Raw genomic sequence first — 16,510 nt, forward strand, 5'->3', positions numbered from 1 at the left:
CAACACGACCGTGCCCAGGCATATCCGGAGGAGCGCCTGCTCCTTCTCAGGTTGTCCGCGAAAGACACCTAGAAACGTTTGCTCATGCCAACGCTGCGCGCCCGGCCGCTCCATGCCGTGTACCCCGTCAATATTGTCTTTTGCAGAGCGGGCATTCTATCGCTTTTGCCGGCGACCAATGCTTCTTGCCGCTCTCTCCGTCCGCTTCCGAGGGTTGAACGGCCATTCCTGCCGCCGCGGCGACCGACACACATCCACGCTTGAAGCGGTACCAGCAAGCACCGGGTGCATGCCCAAATACCGGTTGGTCTTTTGAAACGCGCTGCTGCCATTAGGCTGTGTTGTGCGGTATGGCGGCTTTCGCGCCTTGCCTGGTCGCAACAATCTGCGTTCCGCGACGACGACTTTCCACGAACCACGTTTCGGGAGGGATCATGTCGCGTCATTCATCCAGACTGGCGATCCAGTCGCCCCCAATCCCGCGCAATGGGCTGTCCTTTTCGCTGGCTTATGCCGGCGCGGCACTCATCGCGCCTCGGTCGCGGCCTTCCGCGTGGAACCGTGTTCTGCGCCCGCTGACGCTTGCACTATGGGTGCCGCTCGCGCTCGCCGCGTGGTGCGTGCCGATGGCCCACGCGGCCGGACCACTGCCGCAGGGCGGCGCCTTCGTCCGGGGCCAGGGCGCGATGACGAGCGGCACCACTTCGCTAACGATCGACCAGTCCTCGTCCCGCGGCGTGATCGACTGGCACAGCTTCTCGATCGGCAACGGCAACACCGTCGCCTTCAACAACGGGTCGGGCGCGACGCTGAACCCTGCGCCGACACTTTTTATCTGGATCGTGCGGACCGCCATCACCTACATCGACTGCATTTCGCTGGCGCCTGGCGCCTGGGGCCTGGGACCTGGGGCCTCAATCAGCATCAGGTCGAAATCGGCTCACTTAATCCTGGCCCGCTTGCAAGTGTCGAGCGGGTGCATGCGAGCAGCTCGCCCTTGCAGTTCGAGCCGGATCGATTCTTTGGGAGACGGTGCGGAAGCAGGAGGGATATCGTCCCTTGATATCAACTCCATATGGTCTATATACAAGCAGAGTGATTGTTGAAACCGGCAAGGAATTGGGAATGGACGACGCTACTTTCGGGGAGCAATTAGCTCCAAATGGAGACGCCGGGCTGCATTGGTCAAGCCGCGTCACGGTGACGATGCGTGTGAACGGCCAGCCGCGGGCCGCTACGGTGAACCCGCGCGTCACGCTGCTCGACTGGTTGCGCGAAGACTCGGGTCTCAGCGGCGCCAAGAAGGGCTGTAATGAAGGCGCATGCGGCACCTGCACCGTGCTGGTCGACGGCAAGCGGATGAACAGCTGTCTGACGCTCGTCGTGCAATGTGACGGCTGCGAGGTCACGACTGTCGAAGGTCTGGCCGCGTCCGACGGGACGCTGCATCCGGTACAGCAGGCATTTATCGAGCACGATGCCTTTCAGTGCGGCTATTGCACGCCCGGGCAAATCGTCTCCGCGGTCGCCTGCATCGCTGAAGGGCACGCGACCGATGAGGCGAGCGTTCGCGAATGGATGAGCGGCAATCTGTGCCGCTGCTCTTGCTATCCGCAGATCGCGGCGGCCGTGCTCGATGCCGCCGGCGCGGCCGGGTACGAACGATGAAAAACTTCGAATACGCGCGTGGCGCGACCGCGCAACAGGTAGTCGCGTCGTTGGCGGCGGGCAACGTGGCGATCATCGCGGGCGGTACGGAGCTGCTCAACTGGATGCGGCTCGGCATCGCAGCGCCCGATCGCGTCATCGATGTCGGTGGACTCACAGGTCTCGTTCGTATTGTGCGCGAGCGTGACGATCTGGTGATCGGCGCGCTGACGGACCTGAACGTGATCGGTGAAGACGCGCTCGTCGGCGCCCACGCGAGCGCGCTGGCTCAAGCCTGTCTGCTCGCCGCCTCGGCGCAGGTGCGCAACCGCGCGACGCTCGGCGGCAATGTGATGCAAAAGACGCGATGCGCTTATTTTCGTTCGGAAGCGCCGTTGCCATGGGGCTGCAACAAGCGCAATCCCGGGTCGGGCTGCCCGGCGCGCAATGGCATCAACGAACGGCATGCAATTTTTGGCTGGACCGATGCATGCGTCGCGGTTCAACCGTCCGATCCGGCTGTGGCACTGGCTTGTCTGGATGCGACAGCTGAGGTCATCGGGCCGAACGGCGGTCGAATGATCAAGATGACGGAGTTCCACCTGACGCAGCAGGAAGCGGCCGGCATGGGCGGCGATGCCGCCCGGCTCGAGACGAGACTGGCTGCCGACGAAGTGATCGTCTCCTTTCACATACCCATCCGCGCGGACGCACGATCGGCCTACGTAAAAGTCCGCGAGCGCGCCAGCTACGAATATGCGCTGGTCTCGGCAGCCGCATCCGTGGAGCTCGATCGGGATCGCATTGTGTCGGCGCGCATTGCACTTGGCTCGGTGGCGCAACGTCCGTGGCGCCTTCCAGCCGCGGAGGCGTCGCTGGCCGGGCAGGCGCCGACCAAGGAAGTGGTCACGCCGATTGTCGACGCGGCAATGAGCGACGCCCGGCCGCTCGCTCACAATGGCTACAAGGTGACGATGGCGCGCAATGCCGCGGTGCGTGCGTTACTGACGGCAGCAGGGCGATCATGAGCATCGGCACGGCGGTCTCCCGCGTGGAAGGCCAGGCGAAGGTCACGGGACAGGCGAAATTCGCGGCTGACAACACGCCGCCCGGCACGCTTCATGCGGCGTTGGTCGGCGCGCCCGTCGCGTCGGGCCGGCTGATCGACGTGGATGCCACCGCGGCACTTACCTTACCGGGTGTGGTGCGGGTGCTTACCGCGCACGATATGCCGCGATTCGGTGCGGTTCAGCCGCCAGCGGCGGTGCTCGCACTGCCGTTGCAAAACGACGCGATTCGGTACGAAGGCGAGCCGGTCGCAATCGTGCTTGCGGAATCCATCGAGGCGGCGGAAGCCGGCCGCGATGCCGTGCTTGTCCGTTGCGAGCGCGACGACCCCATCCTTCCCGGCGCCGCGACGCGCGAGCCGCCGCCCGAGCCACGCATGCTCGGCGACGATCTGGAGATGGGCGACGTCGATGCGATTTTCGGAACCGCACAGGCAAGCGTGGCGGCGACGTATATTCAAGCCGCGCGTCACCACAATGCGATGGAGACATCGGGCACCGTTGCGCGATTCGAGCACGGCAAGCTCACGCTGTGGGATGCGGTTCAGGCGAGCGAGAATGTGCCGCTTGTCGTAGCCGCGGCACTCGGCATGAGGCCGGACGACATTCACGTGATCGCACCGCACACGGGCGGCGGGTTCGGCTCGAAGGGATATGTGTGGCCGCACCAGATTCTTGCCGCCGCCGCGGCACGCGTCGCGGGGCGGCCCGTGAAGCTTCATCTGCGGCGTCACGATCAGTTCGTCTGCGTCGGCTATCAGCCGTGGATGAAACAGGACATCAAGCTTGCGGCAACGGCGGACGGCCGGCTCAGCGCCATCGATCACGAAATCGTCAATTCGAGCGCGATTGCGGACACGCATCTGGAGCCCGCAAGCGAAGCAAGCAAGACGCTTTATGCGTCGCCCGCCATTCGCACCAGGCAGTGGCTGGAGCGGCGCAACATCAACGTGCCCACGCCAATGCGCGCGCCGGTGGAAGGTCCGGGGCTATGGGCGCTCGAAAGCGCGATGGACGAACTCGCCGTGGCGCTGAAGATCGACCCGCTCGATCTACGACTGGCGAACTACGCCGAGGTCGATCCGCATACGAACAAGCCTTGGTCGTCAAAAAAGCTTCGCGAGGCGTATGAGGAGGGCGCGCGGCTTTATGGCTGGCGCACGCGCGGCGAGACGCCACGACGAGACGGAGCGTGGCGCATCGGACATGGGATGGCGACGAGCTCAATGGGCAATTTCCGCTTTCCCGGCGGGGCGCGCGTGCGCCTGAGGTCCGACGGCACGGCGTTGATCGAGGCGAACACGCACGATATCGGCACCGGCACGCAGACGGTCTTTTGCCAGATCGCGGCCGAAGAGCTGGGCTTGCCGATCGAGAACGTGTCGATTGTGTGGGGCGATACCGACCTTCACCCGGCGAGTCCCGTCTATGGATCGAGCGCCACGGGCAGCACGGGAAGCGCGATCGCACTGGCTTGCCGGGAAATCAACGCGAAGCTCGATGCGCTCGGCGGGAAAGACGTTCGCGCGAGCCTGCGGCGGGCTAATCTACCGGAGATGGTCGCGGACGGTGCGTTCACGCTTCCGGGTGGCGCCAGCTTCAGCGCGGACGGCGACGGTACGCCATACGCGATGCGGACGTGGGGTGCGATCTTTGTCGAAGTAGGCGTCGATCCCGAGCTTGGCCTCGTGCGCTTGCGCCGGGCGGTGGGTGCCTATTCCGCGGGCCGGATCATCAATCCGAAAACGGCGCGAAGCCAGATGACGGGCGCGATCATCTGGGGTTGGGGCAAGGCGACGATGGAAGAGAGCGTGCAGGAGCCCAATACCGGTGGCTGGCTCGCGAAGAATCTGTCGAACGTGGCGGTCCCGGTGAATGCGGACATTCCGCTCGATATCAAGATCCACTTCGTCAGTGAGTATGATCCGCATGCAAGTGCGATCGGTACCCGCGGCATCGGAGAACTCGGCGCGACCGGCGTGGATGCCGCAGTGGCCGCAGCCGTCTACGACGCCATTGGCTTGCGTGTGCGCGACCTGCCCATTTTGCCGGGCAAGATACTGGCAGGCCTTTCGAGTCAGCACGCCGCTGCGGGATAGCACCAACTGTGCCTTGTATGACAACGCTCGCTGACATATTGCACCCGCACACCGGGAGTTACAGGTTTATTTCAGCGAGCGGATGTTCCCGCTGACCGGCGACCGGGAAGTGTTCCCACGGTTTTTCGCGATCCTGTACAGACTGTCGCGAGGCGCCTGCGAACGGCAGTTCACGAGCCAAATTGCGGCACATCGGCAAGTCGGGCATGTCCCGAAGTGCCCCCTCGGCAGATTGCTTTTCGCAGCAAGCCGGAAAAACGCTCAGTTCAGAGCCTATACACCCGCTCCGCATTGTCGTGAAATAGCGCGCGCCGCTCGTCGGACGAAAATTCTTGCGTAATTTCCTTGAATGCGTTGAATACGGCGTCATAGCTGCTAAACAGTTTGTCGACCGGGAAATTGCTCGCGAACATACAGCGGTTTGCCCCGAACGCTTCAATCGCGTGCAGCACGAACGGCCGGATGCTATCCACCGTCCATTTCCAGTCTCCCATGCCCAGTCCGGATATCTTGCAGAAAACGTTGGGAGCCGATGCGAGCGATTTCATGCCCTGCTTCCAGCCTTCGATTTCTTCCGGCATCCGGTCGACTGGCATGCCGGTGTGGTTGAGCAAGTGAGGATCGGTCAGTGAGAGCGCTTCGATGGCGATGGCCATCGAAGCCCGTTCGCTGTAGCGGGCGCACCCGCGCTGTAAGCGCGGCATGGCGATGTTTTCGGCGACGGATAGATGCGGCAGCAGCGCCAGTTCCTGATTGACCACGGCAATGGTGCCCGCGGCGACATGGCCGCCCACGGATGTGCCGATGTCCTGTCCGTCGAATTCGAGCGAGCCGCCGTCGCGGTCGAACTGGCCAGAGATGATTTTGATGAGCGTCGATTTGCCTGCGCCGTTGCCGCCCAGAAACGCGTGCACTTCGCCTGCGGCGATTGAAATATCAAAACCCTTCAATACGCTCGTGGGTCCGAAGCTTTTGACGATCGAACGCGCCGTCAGCAGAAAGGACGGATAATTCATCGCTGTCTCCTGCTCAGCTGTTGCGCTGCGCAATATATGTCTATGGTTTACCGCGGTGCTGCCGGTGCATTGACGCTGTCAGCATCAGGAAACTTCACAGCCCTGGTTACGCGGCTTGCCCACAGAATGGCAGTGCGGATGGCGTGCTAACAAGGCGGTTTCATTCAACTGCGACTGAAATAAATTTCACTATGCGCATCCCACCCGTGAAAGCCATCGTCGCTTTCGAGAGCGTGGCCCGAACCAGGAGCGTCAGCCGCGCATCCGAGGAACTTGGTCTGACCGCTTCGGCGGTGAGCCATCAGATCAGCAACCTCGAATCGATCATCGGCCAACCACTTTTCTATCGATCGGGCCGGGGTCTCGTCCTGACACCGACAGGCGAGCGCTATCTGTCGGACGTGACGGGCTCTCTTGCTGATCTGAGCCGCGCGACCGAGCGCGCATCGAGCCGCGCCGACGTCGATATCCTGCGTGTGCATTCCAGCCCCAGCTTCGGGCTCATGTGGCTGTTGCCCAGGCTCGAGTCGTTTCAGGAAGCCAATGGCGATATCCAGTTGAATCTGGCCTGCTCGTATGAAGATGTATCGTTTACCAGTGGCTACTACGACATCGACTTGCGGCATGGCTATGCGAACTGGCGCGATCTCGAGGTCAGGACACTGCGCAATGAATTCATCGCGCCGCTCGCCTCGCCGAGATATCTGGAAAGCCATCCGGTCAGAACGCCGGAAGACCTTCTGGAGCATCGTCTGATCTATTCGGAGACGCCGCTCGTCCAGTGGAAGCAGTGGTTCGGACGCACCGGCGTGTCCGCTGCGCACAAGACTTTCGATTTCTCGTTTGACCGCTCGTACATGTCCCTCGAGACGGCCGCACTTGGCCTGGGCATTGCGTTAGAAAGCCTGATGCTCGCGTCGGTACGAATCAAGGAAGGTGCGCTCGTGCCGGTATTCGCTGATTCGCACTCTGTCGAAGTGGGCGCGCATCATCTGGTCTATCCGCCCCAGAACGCGGAGCTCCCACGCGTTGCGCGGTTCATCGCCTGGATCGAGCGGGAAATCGGTCACAGGGACCGTACGGCGTAATGACTGCGCCGAATCGGCATCAGGGTATTCCGGTACGTGCATGAGCATGCGGGTTGTTTCGGCGCGTCGACACAGCGACCCGGCATGCCTCGCGGGCTGGCAGCCGGTTACCTGAAAATTTCTCAAGCATAGTTGAGCGCCACGGTGTTGATGCGAGTGACCGCGTGCCGGACACTGCGTCATCAGATCAACACCCAGGAGACAATCATGCTGCTCGACAACAAGGTCGTTATCGTCACGGGCGCGGCTTCACCGCGCGGAATCGGCAAAGCCACCGCCAAAGCACTGGCCGAGCAAGGCGCGCGAATCGTGATCCTCGACTTGCGCGAAGAAGACGCGAAACAGGCCGCTGCCGATCTCGGCGAAGCCCATCTCGGGCTCGCCTGCGACGTCACCGACAAAGACGCTTGCGTGAAGGCCGCAAAGGCGACGCTCGAACGATACGGCCGCATCGACGGCCTCATCAATAACGCCGGCATCACGCAGCCGGTGCGCACACTAGACATCACCGCCGAGGGCTTCGACGCAATCGTCGACGTCAATCTGCGCGGCACGCTCTATATGTCGCAAGCCGTATTGCCGGCGATGAAAGAGCAGAAAGGTGGCAGCATCGTATGCATGTCGTCGGTGTCGGCGCAACGAGGCGGTGGTATTTTCGGCGGCCCCCATTACAGCGCCGCGAAGGCCGGCGTACTCGGTCTCGCCCGTGCGATGGCGCGAGAGTTCGGTCCCGACAGCATTCGCATCAACTCGATCACGCCCGGTCTGATCCAGACCGACATTACCGGCGACAAACTCACCGCGGAGATGCGCGTGGACATCATCAAAGGCATTCCGCTTGGCCGGCTTGGCGATGCTGCCGATGTCGCAAACGCGTGCCTCTTTCTGGTGAGCGATCTGTCAACGTATCTCACCGGCGTCACGCTCGACGTGAACGGCGGCATGCTTATTCATTGACTGACACCGTGCGCCCGAGAGAGGGCGCTGAATTCCAGGTACCCGGGCCAACCCGGGGCCAGTGGATGGGGACAAAACATGAAATCCAAGAGTGCCGCTTCGCCCATCGAAGGCGGCGTGTTGCCCCTTGCCGACTCGCCCAGCTTCGAATCGAAGACCTACGCGAAAGTAAGCCGCCGGCTCATCCCATTCCTCATGCTGTGCTACCTTGGCGCATATCTCGATCGGGTCAACGTCGGCTTCGCGAAGCTGCAGATGCTCAACGATCTGCGCTTTAGCGAGACCGTCTACGGCATGGGCGCAGGCATCTTCTTTCTCGGCTATTTTCTGTTCGAAGTGCCGAGCAACCTCGTCCTTCACCGTGTCGGCGCGCGCAAATGGCTCGCGCGAATCATGCTCACGTGGGCGGTGATTTCCGCTAGCTTCGTGTTTGTGAAATCACCGACGGCGTTCTACGCGTTGCGATTTCTGCTGGGCGTCGCTGAAGCGGGCTTCGCACCTGGCGTAATTCTCTATCTGACCTACTGGTTTCCGGCTGCTCGCCGAGCGAAGGCGCTCTCGCTGTTTTTTATGGCGATTCCGCTGGCCGGCATAATCGGTGGCCCGTTGTCGGGCTGGATTTTGCACTCGCTGCATGGCACGCTGGATATGGCCGGCTGGAAATGGCTGTTCCTGCTCGAAGCGCTGCCCTCGCTCGTGCTCGGTATAGCGATCCTGCTGTATCTCGATGACAGCATTGTCAAGGCAAAGTGGCTCACCGAATCGGAAAAGACCCTGCTCGCACGCAATGTCGCGAGCGATAACGCGCATAAGATCGCCCACATCTCGGTCAGATCGTTCATCGGGGACCGTCGCTTGTGGCTGATGGCCGCGATCTACTTCTGCGTCGTGCTCGGGCAGTACGGTCTGACGTTCTGGCTGCCGACGATCATCCGCAAGTCCGGCGTTGCCGATCCGCTGTGGGTGGGACTGTTCACTGCGATCCCGTATCTGTGCGCCATCATCGCGCTGCCCTTGATCGGCATGAGCGCTGACCGTCGCCGCGAGCGCCGGCTGCACCTGGCGATTCCCATGCTGGTCGCCGCCGCGGGCTTCGCCGTATTGCCCACGCTCGGCAGCATCCCCGCCTCGATCGTCTGTTTGAGTATCGCGGCAGCAGGCATCCTCGCCTCGTCGTCGCAGTTCTGGTCGTTGCCGACAGCCTTGCTAGGCGGCATGTCCGCCGCAGCCGGAATTGCTGCCGTGAACTGCGTCGCCAATCTCGCCGGCTTCTTTTCTCCAGCGATCGTGGGCTGGCTGAACGACCTGACAGGTAAGTCAACAGCGGGGCTGATCTTCATCTCGACCGCTATCACGCTCGGTGCCTGCCTTGTCTTCCTGGTGCCCGCTAAAACCGTGAACCGCTGAACCTCCTTCACCCATTCCGACTGATCACAGGAGACGACATGAACAGTCCATCCAATGCCTCGACGGCATCGCTTGCCGAGCACGCTTACCGTATCCGCAGAAACGCCCTGTTGATGGGCGAAGTCCAGGGACAAGGCTACATCGGGCAGGCGCTCGACATCGCCGATGTGCTGGCCGTTGCTTACTTTGGCGCGATGCGCTATCGCCCCGAAGACCCTGAGTGGGAAGAGCGCGACCGCTTCCTGTTGTCCAACGGACATTACGCAATCGCGCTGTATGCGGCGCTGCTCGAAGCAGGCATTCTGCCGGCCGAAGAGCTAGAAACCTACGGCAGCGACGATAGCCGCTTGCCAATGTCCGGCATGGCCAGCTATACGCCTGGCATGGAGATGTCCGGTGGTTCGCTCGGCCACGGCCTGACCATCGCGGTCGGACGGTGCCTCGGACTCAAGCGCAAGCATTCTGCTTCGTTCGTGTACACGCTGTTCTCTGACGGCGAACTGGATGAAGGCGCGATCTGGGAAGGCATCATGTCGGCAAGCCACTGGAAGCTCGACAACCTGATCGCGGTGGTCGACGTGAACAACCAGCAGGCCGACGGCCCGTCCACGCAGATCATGCCGTTCGAGCCGCTCGTCGAAAAACTGGAGGCGTTCGGCTGGTTCACGCAACGCGTCGACGGCAACGATATTGCCGCCGTGGCCGCTGCGTTCGACGCGGCCCGCGCGCATCCCATTGCGCAACCGCGCATGATCATCGCTGATACACGCATGGGTTGCGGCGTGCCGTTTCTCGAAGAACGCGAGAAGAACCACTTTATCCGCGTCGATGCCCACGAATGGCAATTGGCGCTGCAGGCACTCGAAGCAGGGAGACAAGCATGAGCAACGCAACGACAAGCAAGCCGCGCCTGAAGACCTCGGCCATGATCGCCTCGATCGCCGGCGAAGGACAGATCACGCGTTCGGCGCCTTTCGGCCACGCACTGGTGGAATTGGCACGGCAGAACACGAACGTCGTCGGCATGACGGCCGACCTCGGCAAGTACACCGACCTGCACATTTTCGCCAGGGAGTTTCCCGAGCGCTACTACCAGATGGGCATGGCGGAGCAATTGCTGATGGGCGCCGCGGCCGGCCTTGCGCACGAGGGCGCGCAACCGTTCGTCACGACCTATGCGGTATTCGCTACGCGCCGCGCCTATGACTTCATGCATCAGGCCATCGCCGAGGACAACCTCGACGTCAAGATCGTCTGCGCATTGCCGGGTCTGACTACTGGCTATGGTCCGAGCCACCAGGCGGCTGAAGATATCGCGTTGATGCGCGCGATGCCGAACATGACGGTGATCGACCCGTGCGATGCGCTCGATATCGAACAGATGGTGCCGGCGATTTCCGCACATAAAGGACCGGTGTACGCGCGCCTGCTACGCGGCAACGTACCTGCTGTGCTCGACGAATACGACTACACCTTCGAACTCGGCAAAGCGAAGATGCTGCGCGACGGCGCCGACGTGCTGATCATCTCCTCCGGCATCATGACGATGCGCGCACTTGAAGCGGCGAAGGCGTTTGAAAAAGATCGGATCGACGTGGGCGTGCTGCACGTACCGACCGTCAAGCCGCTCGACACCGAGACGATTCTCCGCGAAGCGAAGCGCTCGGGTCGGCTCGTGGTGGTAGCGGAGAATCACACGGTAATTGGCGGTCTCGGCGAAGCGGTGGCGGCGGAACTGATGCGCGCGGGCGTGTCCTGTCCGTTCCGGCAGGTGGGACTGCCGGATGCGTTCCTTGCTGCCGGTGCGTTACCTACGCTCCATGACCGCTACGGAATTTCCACGTCGACGATGGTTGAGGCGATCAAGCGGTGGTTGGTCTGAGGCAAGGCACTCGCCGTCAGATGGGTGACTCGGAATCAGGGGAAATTCTCGGCTGCCGAGGTGCGAATGTCCGGTTCAGGCTCCGTCGTTGGCTCCGCACGCTCCGACACATCATTCCCCTTCGCGTGCATGCACTCCAGGTACGCGAGATCGTATCTTTGCTGCACGTTCAGTTGTGCCCGCGGCACGTGGGCGTCGCTCGCAGCGCGCGTGTCGACACCGCTCGCCAGCTGCTCCCTTGCATACTGTTTGCACTGCGCATCGTCCCGCAGAAAAACGGTGAATGGCTTGTCGCGCCCCGGCTTCACGGCTACCGCCGGCCCTATGGGCTGCGACACGCATCCGGCGGCAACCGAGCAGGCCGTCACGGCAATCTTGATTCGACAAAGAATACTCACGGCGTCCGTCCCTATCCGAGGCTATCAAGACTACGCCAAGCTCGATACGCCGAGGCTGTTGGCTTACGCACCGCTGCAATGCAAGGTTGCGACGCAAACATCCCCGTCGGCGGCTGCGAACTCGGGTGCGTTATCTGGCGACTACCGCTTTGGTGGCAGCTATGCGTCGCCGCAGTCGCCGTCGCCCGCATGATCCCCGGGTTATCCGCAGCAGAAAAACGACGGGTTAACGGCGAGCGGCCCGATGTCTTAAGGGCGACGCAAATCCCGCGCGGCGTTACGATATCTGCGTTCAACCGACAGCCGATTCCTTCCGCCCGACCACCGCCCCATGGAACTGAAGCAGATCCAGTATTTCATCGCTCTCTTCGAGGAGGGCACCGTGACCCGCGCGGCCAAGCGGCTGAACATCGCGCAGCCCGCGCTCAGCATGCAGATTTCGAAGCTCGAAGCCGAAGTGCGGCAGACACTTTTCGCGCGCGGCCCGCATGGCATGGCTCCGACCGAAGCGGCGCGGCTCATGTACCGCCTCTACACGCCGATCATGCGCGACATCAAACATGCCCGCGAGCATCTGAGCCGGCGCGATGTCATCGTGACGGGACGCGTGTCGCTCGGGATGGTGTCGTCGGAGGCGCAAAGCGTGCTGCCCGAATCGCTCGCACGGTTCGACGCCCTTTTTCCGCAAGTCGAAGTGTCCGTCGCGGACGGCTTCAGCGCGCAACTCATCGACGCCGTCGAAGCGGGCCGACTCGATGCCGCGATCATCAACAAGCCGCGCGGGCGGCTCACGCTCGACGTGGAGCCGCTGCTGGTGGAAGAAATGGTGCTGGTGACGAGCGCGGCGCACGGGCCGGATCTGCCGGAGACGATGCATCTGGTCACGCAGTCCGGTATCGAATTTGTGCTCCCCACGCGCCGCAACGGACTGCGCGGCGCGCTCGACGCCGCCTTGATGGCCGCCGACGTCGTCATTCAGCCGAAGTTCGAGATCGATCTGCTCAGCACCATCGTGCAGTTCGTCGAGCAGAGCAGCATCGCGACGATCCTGCCGCGCGTCGTGGTGCAGGCGAAGGTGGACGAAGGCCTGCTGCGGGCGCGCACGATCGATTCGCCGCCGATCGTGCGTCACATCATTCAGGTCACGCACCCGAAGCGGCCGATCGGGCCGGCCGCGCAGGCGCTCATTGCGATCATCACCGAGGAGATCCGGCGCGTGACCACTGGCGCGCGGGCTTAGTGAAAACTCAACCGCCGCTCGGGCTCATCGGCTCACGCGCGCTGCGCGACGCATCGCTGCGCGTGCCGAACAGCGTGTCGCAGATCGGGAACGTGAGGTTGAAGTTCTGCGTCGCCATAAGTTCGGGATCGTGATGCGTGACGTGCAGGCGCCGGACTGTGTTGATGAGCGGCACGCGGTCGAGAAACGGGCTGTCCGTCACATGCGAAAGCGTGTGCAGCCCTTCGTACATCAGATAGTACGCGGCCATGCAGCACATAGCGGTGCGCGGCCCATTCCGCCCAGTTGCCGAACAGAAAGAGCGGCACGACCGCGAGCCATTCCGCGAACGTCGGCGCATGAAGCTGCGCGGCGCAATAATTCGTCGCGAAACTTGTAGGATCGCGCGCGAATGTCGTCGTCATACTTCATGATGAGCGTCTCCTTTTTCTATCGGACGATGCGCGGGCGCGCTCTTCGGCGCGCCCGCCGATGCTTGCCTGCTTCAGGACGGATTGCGCGCCGCCCCGTTTTCGAGTTTGCCGAGCGTCTCGGGCACGACGAACGCGCCGATCAGGAAGATCACGCTGATCGCGCCGACGAAGATCGCGAGCGTCGACGGCAACTGGCTCGCATCCTTCGCGACGAGCGAGACGAAGGTCGGCATCATCCCGCCGATCGCGAAGCCGATATTCCATGAAAGACCCGTCCCGGTCGCGCGGATCGCAGTCGGAAAGCGCTCGTTCAGGAAGATCAGGATCGGCGCATAGCCCGCGCTGCCGAGCGCGGAGAGCAGCACCGCGTACACGCCGATCATCGTGATGTTCTGCGCGGTCGGCAGCAGCACGAAGAGCGCAGGCAGCGCGACCAGCCGGATGAGGCCGAGCCACACGAACGCGCTCTTGCGCCCGATGAACGTGCTCAGATGCCCCGCCGCAACGGAGGCGACGACCACCGCCACGCTGCAGATCATCAGGATCGCGGCGGCCGCGCCGTTCGGCACGTGGCTCACGACCTTGAGGAAGGTCGGCAGATAGCCCGACGTGAGGTAATAGCCGCTGCCGCCACCGATGGTCAGCAGCAGGTTCACGAACAGCACCTTGCGATAGTCCCGCGAGAACAGCGTGCGAACCGGCGAGCGCACCACTTCCACCTGCCCGCTCTTGACCTGCGCGGCGGCCTTGGCGGCCTTCTCGGCGGCGAGCTTCTTCCAGAGCGGCGATTCTTCCAGGCTATTGAATACGAAGAGGCCGAGCAGCGAACTCAGGATGCCGGTAAAGAACATGCAGCGCCAGCCCCAGACGTCGAAGAGATCGCCGGGAAAAAGCGACGACATCGCGAGATACGTGAGCGACGCGAGCAGTGCGCCAAGGCCCGCGCCACCGCCGCCGATCAGCCCCGAAACCGCGCCGTGATACTTCGGCGCGACGGATTCCGTGCCGATGGTATGCGTCGAAGCCACCACGCCGCCGACAAACACGCCCTGCACGAGGCGCAGCAGCATAAACAGGACCGGCGCGACGAGGCCCACCTGCGCGACCGTCGGCAGCATGCCGAAGGCCGCCGTCGAGAGGCCAACGCCAACGACCGCGACGATCATCGCCCCCTTGCGGCCATGACGGTCCGCGTAGGAGCCGAAAAGCGCGGAACCGAGCGGGCGCATCAGCAGCGTCACCGCGAACGACGCATAGACCGCCGCGAGCGAGAGCATCGCGTGCTCGGATGGGAAGAACAGACGCCCGACCACCGGCGCCACGTACAACAACACGAACAGGTCGAACAGATCGAGCGCCCAACCCATGCACGAGGCCACGACTGCGCCCATGACCTGGCGCTGATTGACGTGAAGCGCGGCGGCACCTTCTTGCGCTGCTACGGACATTTGCATCTCCTTGTATGTCACTGGGCCGTCTTTCGATCGCCCCCGTGTCGCAGGCACGTTTGTCTTTTGGCGTGCTCTTGTCGAGGTTAAAAAATCGTCAGTGCGCGGCGGCGAGCGGCGGCGCAGCGGAGTCGCTGGATGCGCCCGATGCCAAGCTCGCGCGTCGCTGCGCGACCATCGCGTGGGCGATCTTCTCGGCGATCATGATGGTCGGTATGTTGGTGTTGGCCGAAGGCAGTCTCGGCATCAGCGATGCATCGACCACGCGCAGTCCCTGCGCGCCGTGCACGCGCCCTTCGGTATCCGTGACGGCGTCGCGATCCTGCGCGCCGCCCATGCGGCATGTGCCGCTCGCATGCCACACGCCGAACACGTTCGCGCGGATGAAGTCGGCAAGCGCGCGGTCGTCGGCCAGGAGCGCGGCCATGTCCAGCCCGCGCGTGAAGAAGCGTTCGATCAGAAAACGACGCAGCGGCGCGGGCGTATCGAGCAGCGTGCCGAGCATCGAAGTCAAAAGCGCGTTGCGCTCGCCGACCTGGCTCAACGCCTTGACGCGCGGAGAAAACGCCGCTGGAAAGAAGTCGCGCGGATCGCGTCCGAGCCCCGACGCCTCGACCACGTTCGCGAGCATCCGCACGCCGGTAGCGAGCCGTTGCAGATCGCGTTCGTCGTCGAGCAGATTCAGGTCGACACGCGCAGCGGCGGCGGTATCGGCGGATACGAGCTGCACGCGGCCGCGCGAGTACGGCCGGTTGCACCACAGGAAGAAAAGGCCCAGCCGGTTGCCCAACTCGTGCCATGCCGCGCGTGTCGCGCTCGACAGATACAGGTCCGACTCGTCGCAGCCCGCGACGCCGGAGCTCATGCGCGCGGCCATCATGCTGGCGCGGCGTCGCGCGAGCGGCATGCGAAAGCGCGGTTCGAGAAAATGACAGAACGTGAGCGACGGATGATCCTGCAGATTGCGCCCGACGCCCGGCCGATCCACCGCACATGCGATGCCGAGCGCCGCGAGTTCGCGGGCATCGCCGATACCCGCGCGCATCAGCAGCGCAGGCGACTGAAGCGCGCCCGCGCTCAGCACGACTTCGCCCGCCTCGAAACGCACGCGCTCGCCGCTTTGCGCCAGCGCGATCACGCCGCGCGCCGCCGCGCCTTCCATCACGATGTGCTCGACGCGAAGGTTCGAATACACCGTGAGATTCGGGCGCTTGCGCGTGGCTTCGTCGAGATAGGCGATGGCCGTGGACACGCGCTTGTCGTCGATGTTCGAGAACGCGCCGGGGAAAAAGCCGTCGCCAAATTCGCCGTTCTGATCCTGCAATTGCGCGACGCCATTCGCGCGCAAGCCCTTGGCGAACGCATCGCAGAAGGGCGGCCAGTCTTTCGGCATGATGCGGCGAATCGGCACGGGGCCGTCGCTGCCGTGCAGTTCGCCGCCCGGAAAGTTGACGTCGCGTTCCAGCTTGCGAAAGTACGGCAGCACGTCACGCCACGCCCAGCCATCGGCGCCGTTCGCAGCCCACTCGTCGTAGTCGCGCGGCAGGCCGCGATTGGCCGATTGCACGTTGATGCTCGACCCGCCGCCCATCACGCGGCCCTGCTCGTAGACGCGCGGCGCGGCGTCCCTGGTGGCTTTCGCCTTCAGGTCCGGCCAGATGTAGGTCTCGCCACAGAAGACGGGCATCGGATAGCCGTCGAGGATGGCGGCGGGCACCGCGCCCGGCGGCGTATCGGCGCCTGCTTCGATCAGCGCGACGCGCAGCGACGGCACGGCCGACAGCCGATGCGCCAACACGCATCCCGCAGAGCCGCCGCCCACGATGACGTAATCGAAGCGTTCCATCC

Annotated in this window: 15 protein-coding genes; 10 read left to right on the forward strand and 5 right to left on the reverse strand. The window is 63.3% G+C overall.

Annotation, left to right across the window (positions count from 1 at the left end):
- The first annotated feature begins 434 nt into the window (after positions 1 to 434).
- The 4 genes from HWY30_RS42740 to HWY30_RS27825 are packed head-to-tail and all read left to right on the forward strand — an operon-like array spanning position 435 to position 4,813.
- Complete coding sequence (locus tag HWY30_RS42740; RefSeq protein WP_176078959.1) at positions 435 to 1,106, forward strand: hypothetical protein; 672 nt, start codon at positions 435 to 437, stop codon at positions 1,104 to 1,106.
- A 19-nt stretch (positions 1,107 to 1,125) separates the two neighbouring features.
- Positions 1,126 to 1,668, forward strand: coding sequence for a (2Fe-2S)-binding protein (locus HWY30_RS27815; protein ID WP_090807433.1), 543 nt, complete (start codon positions 1,126 to 1,128; stop codon positions 1,666 to 1,668).
- Positions 1,665 to 2,675 (forward strand): FAD binding domain-containing protein, encoded by a 1,011-nt coding sequence (locus tag HWY30_RS27820; protein WP_090807430.1) that lies wholly within the window; start codon positions 1,665 to 1,667, stop codon positions 2,673 to 2,675. The genes HWY30_RS27815 and HWY30_RS27820 overlap by 4 nt, the downstream gene beginning before the upstream one ends.
- Positions 2,672 to 4,813, forward strand: coding sequence for a xanthine dehydrogenase family protein molybdopterin-binding subunit (locus HWY30_RS27825; RefSeq protein WP_090807428.1), 2,142 nt, complete (start codon positions 2,672 to 2,674; stop codon positions 4,811 to 4,813). Before HWY30_RS27820 ends, HWY30_RS27825 begins: the two co-directional genes overlap by 4 nt.
- 266 nt (positions 4,814 to 5,079) lie before the next feature.
- On the opposite strand, the gene HWY30_RS41890 is transcribed toward HWY30_RS27825, so the two are convergent.
- Positions 5,080 to 5,829 (reverse strand): amidohydrolase family protein, encoded by a 750-nt coding sequence (locus HWY30_RS41890; protein WP_244145036.1) that lies wholly within the window; start codon positions 5,827 to 5,829, stop codon positions 5,080 to 5,082.
- A 191-nt stretch (positions 5,830 to 6,020) separates the two neighbouring features.
- On the opposite strand from HWY30_RS41890, the gene HWY30_RS27835 reads away from it, so the two are divergent.
- From HWY30_RS27835 to HWY30_RS27855, 5 genes are all read left to right on the forward strand, one after another.
- Positions 6,021 to 6,917 carry a LysR substrate-binding domain-containing protein gene (locus tag HWY30_RS27835; protein ID WP_090807426.1) on the forward strand — a complete coding sequence of 299 codons (897 nt, stop codon included), beginning with the start codon at positions 6,021 to 6,023 and terminating at the stop codon, positions 6,915 to 6,917.
- Positions 6,918 to 7,124: 207 nt separating this feature from the next.
- Positions 7,125 to 7,874, forward strand: coding sequence for an SDR family NAD(P)-dependent oxidoreductase (locus HWY30_RS27840; protein WP_090807424.1), 750 nt, complete (start codon positions 7,125 to 7,127; stop codon positions 7,872 to 7,874).
- 78 nt (positions 7,875 to 7,952) lie between these two features.
- Positions 7,953 to 9,281 carry an MFS transporter gene (locus tag HWY30_RS27845; protein ID WP_090807423.1) on the forward strand — a complete coding sequence of 443 codons (1,329 nt, stop codon included), beginning with the start codon at positions 7,953 to 7,955 and terminating at the stop codon, positions 9,279 to 9,281.
- Between the two features lie 38 nt (positions 9,282 to 9,319).
- Complete coding sequence (locus HWY30_RS27850) at positions 9,320 to 10,165, forward strand: transketolase (RefSeq protein WP_090807421.1); 846 nt, start codon at positions 9,320 to 9,322, stop codon at positions 10,163 to 10,165.
- Positions 10,162 to 11,163 (forward strand): transketolase family protein, encoded by a 1,002-nt coding sequence (locus HWY30_RS27855; protein ID WP_090807419.1) that lies wholly within the window; start codon positions 10,162 to 10,164, stop codon positions 11,161 to 11,163. Before HWY30_RS27850 ends, HWY30_RS27855 begins: the two co-directional genes overlap by 4 nt.
- A 35-nt stretch (positions 11,164 to 11,198) precedes the next feature.
- Here HWY30_RS27855 and HWY30_RS27860 read toward each other — a convergent pair whose 3' ends face one another.
- Complete coding sequence (locus HWY30_RS27860) at positions 11,199 to 11,561, reverse strand: hypothetical protein (protein WP_176078960.1); 363 nt, start codon at positions 11,559 to 11,561, stop codon at positions 11,199 to 11,201.
- Between the two features lie 331 nt (positions 11,562 to 11,892).
- On the opposite strand from HWY30_RS27860, the gene HWY30_RS27865 reads away from it, so the two are divergent.
- Positions 11,893 to 12,801, forward strand: a complete 909-nt coding sequence (locus HWY30_RS27865) for a LysR family transcriptional regulator (protein ID WP_090807413.1) — start codon at positions 11,893 to 11,895, stop codon at positions 12,799 to 12,801.
- 7 nt (positions 12,802 to 12,808) lie between these two features.
- Here HWY30_RS27865 and HWY30_RS41895 read toward each other — a convergent pair whose 3' ends face one another.
- From HWY30_RS41895 to HWY30_RS27880, 3 genes are all read right to left on the reverse strand, one after another.
- Positions 12,809 to 13,051, reverse strand: a complete 243-nt coding sequence (locus tag HWY30_RS41895; RefSeq protein WP_244145037.1) for a sterol desaturase family protein — start codon at positions 13,049 to 13,051, stop codon at positions 12,809 to 12,811.
- Positions 13,052 to 13,285: 234 nt separating this feature from the next.
- On the reverse strand, positions 13,286 to 14,662 hold the full coding sequence (locus HWY30_RS27875; RefSeq protein WP_090810238.1) for an MFS transporter: 1,377 nt from the start codon (positions 14,660 to 14,662) through the stop codon (positions 13,286 to 13,288).
- A gap of 97 nt (positions 14,663 to 14,759) precedes the next feature.
- Positions 14,760 to 16,508, reverse strand: a complete 1,749-nt coding sequence (locus HWY30_RS27880) for a GMC family oxidoreductase (RefSeq protein WP_090807410.1) — start codon at positions 16,506 to 16,508, stop codon at positions 14,760 to 14,762.
- Positions 16,509 to 16,510 lie beyond the last annotated feature (2 nt).

Origin of the sequence: Paraburkholderia tuberum STM678, assembly GCF_902833905.1 — a bacterium.
GTDB classification, from domain to species: domain Bacteria; phylum Pseudomonadota; class Gammaproteobacteria; order Burkholderiales; family Burkholderiaceae; genus Paraburkholderia; species Paraburkholderia tuberum.

Bases quoted from the DNA above. Each gene is read 5' to 3' on its own strand.
- HWY30_RS27845 (WP_090807423.1), top strand. From the start codon at position 7,953: ATGAAATCCAAGAGTGCCGCTTCGCCCATCGAAGGCGGCGTGTTGCCC.
- HWY30_RS27840 (WP_090807424.1), top strand. From the start codon at position 7,125: ATGCTGCTCGACAACAAGGTCGTTATCGTCACGGGCGCGGCTTCACCG.
- HWY30_RS27825 (WP_090807428.1), top strand. From the start codon at position 2,672: ATGAGCATCGGCACGGCGGTCTCCCGCGTGGAAGGCCAGGCGAAGGTC.
- HWY30_RS27850 (WP_090807421.1), top strand. From the start codon at position 9,320: ATGAACAGTCCATCCAATGCCTCGACGGCATCGCTTGCCGAGCACGCT.
- HWY30_RS27880 (WP_090807410.1), bottom strand. From the start codon at position 16,508: ATGGAACGCTTCGATTACGTCATCGTGGGCGGCGGCTCTGCGGGATGC.
- HWY30_RS27835 (WP_090807426.1), top strand. From the start codon at position 6,021: ATGCGCATCCCACCCGTGAAAGCCATCGTCGCTTTCGAGAGCGTGGCC.
- HWY30_RS27820 (WP_090807430.1), top strand. From the start codon at position 1,665: ATGAAAAACTTCGAATACGCGCGTGGCGCGACCGCGCAACAGGTAGTC.
- HWY30_RS27865 (WP_090807413.1), top strand. From the start codon at position 11,893: ATGGAACTGAAGCAGATCCAGTATTTCATCGCTCTCTTCGAGGAGGGC.
- HWY30_RS27815 (WP_090807433.1), top strand. From the start codon at position 1,126: ATGGACGACGCTACTTTCGGGGAGCAATTAGCTCCAAATGGAGACGCC.
- HWY30_RS41895 (WP_244145037.1), bottom strand. From the start codon at position 13,051: ATGGCCGCGTACTATCTGATGTACGAAGGGCTGCACACGCTTTCGCAT.
- HWY30_RS42740 (WP_176078959.1), top strand. From the start codon at position 435: ATGTCGCGTCATTCATCCAGACTGGCGATCCAGTCGCCCCCAATCCCG.
- HWY30_RS27875 (WP_090810238.1), bottom strand. From the start codon at position 14,662: ATGTCCGTAGCAGCGCAAGAAGGTGCCGCCGCGCTTCACGTCAATCAG.
- HWY30_RS41890 (WP_244145036.1), bottom strand. From the start codon at position 5,829: ATGAATTATCCGTCCTTTCTGCTGACGGCGCGTTCGATCGTCAAAAGC.
- HWY30_RS27855 (WP_090807419.1), top strand. From the start codon at position 10,162: ATGAGCAACGCAACGACAAGCAAGCCGCGCCTGAAGACCTCGGCCATG.